Here is a 6,000-nt window from a genome sequence, read left to right as displayed (position 1 = left end):
TATTCGGTATTAGCTACCGTTTCCGGTAGTTGTCCCAAACTTGAGGGCAGGTTGCCTACGTGTTACTCACCCGTCCGCCGCTAACCATCAGAGAAGCAAGCTTCCCATCAAGTCCGCTCGACTTGCATGTATTAGGCATGCCGCCAGCGTTCGTCCTGAGCCAGGATCAAACTCTCCAATAAAGTATTGAAAAGAGCGATAAGCTCATTTTGAATCTGACGAGATTAAAAATCTCATTTGTGCTCCAGCCGATTCAAGCCAAGGCTTGTCTCAAACTTTCGCGTTCATTCTGCAAGCAGAATATTTACTCACTCGTTGTTCAGTTTTCAAAGATCAAACTTGTTTTGTTACCGAATGTTGTTCTCTTCAGCAACTCTTATATAATATCATGTCCGAACCAACTTTGCAAGCTCTTTTTTTAACTTTCTTTCGAAGCTTATTTCATTCGCTTGCCGCACCGTGTATCTTGTGTTTTTTTTGGCCGGAAATAGAATATACCATGCGACACACACACTTGTAAAGAGTTAATTTCAAAACATATCAAATCCACAATCTAACCATATTAAGGGCCATGAATCTACATTGAACTCCTAGGTTCAATTCTATTATCCTACAGCTTGATCTTCTTTATTTAATCTGTCTTTCTTCTATATATAAGAAGGTAGCCCTCTCAACTCTTATATTCGAGACGAAAGGGTTACCTTCTATAGTAATCTATATTTATTTACGTTCTACTTTATATCCTTTATCCTCAAGCAGTTTCACGATGCCGTGATCGCCCAAGTAGTGCGCCGCACCAACAACAATGAAATACTCCTCGCCTTTGCCGTTTTTCAAGTAACCATCGATTTTGTCCGCCATACCAATGTTACGATCAACCAGCATTGCTTTGTTATATTCCTCGTTAGTGGAGAAGCTGTTTGTCAGTTCAAGCAGTTGCTCGTCATTACCCGTTTTCCACATCTCAGCCATTTCTTTCACACTGTTATCCAACACGTCGAAGTTTTCAATTGTCGCTTTCAGTGTTTCCTCTTGTGTTTCTTTGGAAAAGTCGTTAAACATGCCAAGTTGAGATTGATAACTCTCCAACTCAATAACTGGAAGTTTGCGCTCGATCGCTTTCTGGATGAAATACAGATCCACTCCCGCTGACGCTTCGTATCCTGCTGTGGTGGACTTCAAACTTGCAAGTGTGCTCTCTACTACCCAAGGCTTAAATGCATCCAAAGCGTTAGACTCCAGACCATTTTTCTTCAATACATCGCCCAGCTTAGTATACGTTTCACTGGAAATGTGATCTTTCAGTGTTGTGCCATCCTGGTACGAACCCAGACTTAGAACCAGCTTTTGCTGCTCTTCATCAGCGGCTTTGCTAATATCAATCTCTACCCCGAGATAGTCGGCTTCCGTAAAGGCTTCTTCGAACTCCGGACGCAATGGATAGAAGCTCTCATCCGCAATATGCATGGACCCTACCAGATATACCGTATTGCCATTGCTTTCAACTTCCCACATGAAGCCGCGTCCACCGGTTTGAGCAGTTTCCGTTGCTCCACCTTTGGATACCAACAACACGGTGCGCGTTGCAGCATCCCAGCGTACTTCATAACCCGCAGCATCACCGACGATGCGGATTGGCGCATACGTTACACCGTTGATACGTGTAAGCTTGCTTTTGAGTGTAATCGTTTTGCCATCTACCACAGCCGTGATCGTATCATCTGTCGCAGTTGTTAACTTCACATCCATAGCATCCAGCGTAGTCCGCAGTGGAACCAATGTTGTACCTTTATCCAGGATTGGTGCTCCTGTAGCATATTTCACAGCTTGGTCATTAACCTTGACGGAAGTTCCTTGTGGAGCAGCCATAGCTGGTACTGCAGATGCGAGCAAACCTGCCGAGATGGTAAGAGATAAGAGCATGCGTTTCCAATTTTTCATATTATGTAATCTCCTTTATTGAATATAGTTGCCAATCCAATTTTTAATAGAATAGACATACTTAGATACTACGGATAAAAGTGGGAATTGGTGCCACTCCACAAACGGAGCAGCACGTTCTCCCTTCATTACTCTCATTTAGATAAGAAACAATAAATACGAAACCGTCATATATGTTCGATGCTAGATATTCACAAGTCCAAGCCATTCCATGATAAATAGATACTGATCAGTGCCAGGAAAAAGAACGCTATAGCAATCTTCCGATTCCCCCGCAGCTTCACTCCATATGCGACGAAGAAAATAGCGATAGCTAATTTAGAGATGCTTTGGTAGTAGCCCTGCTCTGAAAAGGCTGAACTACTAAATACAATGGAAAGTAGCAGTGTAGAGAGAATTAGTGCTTTAAACCACAGCGGTTCCCTCAAGAACTGTATAAAGAACCCTTTTAACTGCTGCATGATCATTAACCCTCTCCTGAACTCGTTCTAATATGACAGCAGCCGCACGCACACTGACCCTTTTTTTAAAAAACACCATTTATCTTAGATCTTATATGCCTTCATGGCTTTAAACAATTCCTTGAAGGTTGGGCGTTTACCGTACATCAGCACACCCGTGCGATAGATTTTCGCTGCAAGCCATCCGAAGATGATAATGGATACAATGAGAATCGCTAAGGACGTTAGAATCTCCCAAGTTGGCGCAACTCCTGCGCCAATTCGTACCAGAATCGCGGTCGGCGACGTGAATGGAATGAAGCTTGCGATTTTCAACAACAGAATGTTCGGCGTAGAAATACTGAAGATCGCAATATAGAATGAAACAAGCGACAACATCGTGATCGGCAGAACAGCCTGACCAAGTTCTTCAGTACGGCTTACCATTGAACCAATGGCAGCGAACAACACGGCATACAGGAAGTAACCCAGAATGTAGAATATAAGTCCGTACACAATAACTGCACTATTCACATCACTCAGACTCATATTGAAGTCACCTAATACTGCACGGTTATGCGGCAGCAAGATATTTCCGGCAACCACCGCTCCGAAGATCCCGATTTGCAGCATCCCCACCATGAAAATACCGATGATTTTACCAAACATCTGACTGAGCGGTGATACACTCGTAATCAAAATCTCCATAATACGTGAGCTCTTCTCAGCTGTAATCTCGGAGGCAATCATGTTACCTGTCATCATCGTTGAGGTAAACAGCAGGATGATCAGCAAGTACACCACAATATAGTTAATCGGGCTCATTGCACCTTCAGACTCAGTACCTGCTCCGCTCTCATCTGTACTCAAACTTTGCTCGGTGAGCTTCACAGGTGTTGTAATCAGTTCCTTCTGCTCCGCTGTGAGTACATCCTTCACAACCACATCCAGCTTCACACTCTGTAATGCCGCTTCAATGGATGCAATGATCTGAGGTGATACGTCTTCTGCTGAATATAGAATGGGCTGCGGGAACTCTTGCCCGGAAACAGCTTCAAACTTCAGATAACCATCGGTAAGCCCTGCTTCCACATCCGCCGCAAGGGCCACCTCATCTTTGTCTCCGCTGGCAATGAATCGATAGGCCTGATCCCCTTGAGCCGCAGAGAAGCTCTCCAGTTTCTCGGAAACTTCAGGCTGCCCTGTACTCAGAAGACCAATATTTACAGGATTACTGCTTGAAGCTCCACCAATGGAACCTCCATTAAATAAGGTAATGAAATACGGGACATTGAGTCCGATTGAAATTAAAAGTGCAAGTACAATGGTCGTCACCATGAATGATTTCGTTTTAACTTTGTTTTTAAATGTAAAACCCGTAATCGTTCCCATTTTATTCATTCGACTCACCTACCTCACGAATAAAGATTTGGTTAAGCGTTGGTTCCTTCAGTTCAAAGTGTTCCACTGTCGTCTGGGTCATGGCTGTTCTCAGAATCTCTTGAGCAGCTTCCACCTGACTAATATGTATCAGGTACCCGCGCTCATTCCGCTCAACTTTCTTCACACCAGACAATTGTTCGAGCCCTTCCACACTACCAATCGTACCCAGGAAAACCTGTTCACGCGGATACCGGCTCTTGATCTCCTTGATCTCTCCTTGTACCACCGTGTTGGAACGATGCAGAATGGTGATCTGACGACACAACTCTTCAACATGCTCCATGCGGTGTGTCGAGAACAGAATAGCTGTGCCTTCATCACGCAACTCCTTGACGGTGGACTTGAGTAATTCTACATTCACAGGATCCAGTCCACTGAACGCTTCATCCAGGATGAGAATCTGCGGTCTATGCACTACAGCCGCGATGAAGCCCATTTTCTGCTGATTACCTTTGGATAACTCCTCGATCTTCTTATCGTAATACTCAGGTACCTCAAACCGATTCAGCCAGTACTTGAGGCTCTGATCTGCGTCCTTACCATTCATGCCACGAAGTCGTGCCAGGTAATTAATCTGTTCGCTGACTTTCACCTTCGGGTACAATCCGCGCTCTTCCGGAAGATAACCCATAATCTGTTGCAGCTCCGTATTATAGGGCTTGCCGTTGTAAAGGATGTTCCCTCCGTCAGGGTGAATCAGTCCAAGCACCATGCGCATTGTTGTCGTTTTACCTGCACCATTGGCTCCGAGCAGTCCGTAAATCTCTCCCTCTTTTACATTGAGAGTGACTCCATTAACGGCTGTTTTGTCTGCATATTGCTTGACGACTTGCTTCAATTCCAATCGGTTCATCATTTATCGTCTCCCTTCGGTTATTTCCACTGTACGGGTGCATACCCGGCAATCCAGAATGCCAGCACTTCATCCAATTCCAAGTTACGGATTTTCAATACCCGGTTATTGGACAGCTCCAACCTCTCCTGCGCCTCGCTGACCCGGGTTGTAATTACGCGAACCAGACCTCCCTCTTCCAAAGAAGATTCCACAACACCAGGAATACTTTCTGGCCTTAAATCTCCTTCATACCAGACTTCTTTCCACTGATCGAGCACCATATCTTTCTCGGCCATCCCCAGCGACTGACCACGGTGCATCAATACGATGTAATCCGCAAGCCTTTTGACTTCGTCCGCAATATGTGTGGCAATCAGAATCGTGGTGTCTCCCCCCGCCATGAAGGTACGGAACTGCTCAACCATCACTTTCCAGGCAAAGGGGTCCAGTCCTGATGAAGGCTCATCCAAAAGCAATAGTCTTGGGCGAGCTGCAATTGCAGCTGCAATCTCAAATTTTCGCCGTTCTCCCTTGGACATCTTGTTCAGCTTCACATCAACAGGTACTTCCATATCATGAATCAGTTGGTCGAACAACTTCATATCCCAACGTGGATACCAGTACGCCCGGAAATGGGCTGCTTCCTGTGCTGTTATTCGGTTCTCTTCTGAACCAGCGTTATCTGCCACAAAACCAATCTGTTGTCTCAGTTCAATGGGAAGTGGCCCATCATGTTCCTGACCAAACCATATAATCTGCCCAGCATCTGGCAGCACCACTTGCTGCAGCATGTTAAGAAGGGTACTTTTGCCTGAACCGTTGTGACCGAGAATAGCGACTATATACCCTTCCGGGATGGTCAGATCAATTGGGCCAATAACTCTGCGTTTTCGCATTTTGGATACGCCGTTCAACTGGATTGCTATCGGTTCCACGTATGAATCACTCCCTTACTTCGCGTAAATAGCCTTCAGGACTTCCCGGAACAGGCTCTCCATCTCTTCTTCCGTACAGCCTACCGATTTCCCAGACTGCACCGCTGCTTGCATCGCTTCCTGTGCGGCCTTTAATCTATAATTCTCTCTGTCGCCGGCTTCTACCTGGGCCACAAATGTACCTGTCCCCTGCTTCGTACGAAGCAAGCCTTCATTCTCCAGATCCTGATAGACCCGTCTAACCGTAATAACACTGCAATTCAGTGCTCCGGCGAACTCACGAATGGACGGCAAATGTGTTCCCTCCCCCAACTGACCCGTAATAATTAACGATCTTAACTGATTTTCAATTTGGTGGTATAAAGGTTCAGCGCTATTTTCATTAATTTGAATGGGTATTTTCACA

The 6,000-nt window shown here is 45.4% G+C and carries 6 protein-coding genes and 1 rRNA gene; all 7 read right to left on the bottom strand.

The features are described 5' to 3' along the window. Positions 1-182 (bottom strand): 16S ribosomal RNA (locus tag BLS69_RS27570); the annotation flags it as partial. Between the two features lie 538 nt (positions 183-720). Then, a complete protein-coding gene (locus BLS69_RS27565) occupies positions 721-1,941 on the bottom strand; it encodes a TraB/GumN family protein (RefSeq protein WP_091038351.1) in 1,221 nt (406 codons plus the stop codon). 191 nt (positions 1,942-2,132) lie between these two features. Continuing rightward, a complete protein-coding gene (locus BLS69_RS27560; RefSeq protein WP_091038350.1) occupies positions 2,133-2,408 on the bottom strand; it encodes a hypothetical protein in 276 nt (91 codons plus the stop codon). 78 nt (positions 2,409-2,486) lie between these two features. Further along, positions 2,487-3,782 (bottom strand): ABC transporter permease, encoded by a 1,296-nt coding sequence (locus tag BLS69_RS27555; RefSeq protein ID WP_091038348.1) that lies wholly within the window; start codon positions 3,780-3,782, stop codon positions 2,487-2,489. Continuing rightward, positions 3,775-4,677 (bottom strand): ABC transporter ATP-binding protein, encoded by a 903-nt coding sequence (locus BLS69_RS27550; RefSeq protein ID WP_036668607.1) that lies wholly within the window; start codon positions 4,675-4,677, stop codon positions 3,775-3,777. The genes BLS69_RS27555 and BLS69_RS27550 overlap by 8 nt, the downstream gene beginning before the upstream one ends. A 20-nt stretch (positions 4,678-4,697) precedes the next feature. Continuing rightward, entirely contained in the window at positions 4,698-5,594 is an 897-nt protein-coding gene (locus BLS69_RS27545) for an ATP-binding cassette domain-containing protein (protein WP_091038346.1), read from the bottom strand. A 15-nt stretch (positions 5,595-5,609) separates the two neighbouring features. After that, a complete protein-coding gene (locus BLS69_RS27540; RefSeq protein ID WP_091038380.1) occupies positions 5,610-5,999 on the bottom strand; it encodes a GntR family transcriptional regulator in 390 nt (129 codons plus the stop codon). Position 6,000: the final 1 nt, after the last annotated feature.

Origin of the sequence: Paenibacillus sp. CF095, from assembly GCF_900101225.1 — a bacterium.
GTDB lineage: Bacteria > Bacillota > Bacilli > Paenibacillales > Paenibacillaceae > Paenibacillus.
The sequence above is the reverse complement of the archived record's forward strand: the minus strand, read 5'-3'. Positions and strand labels throughout refer to the sequence as shown.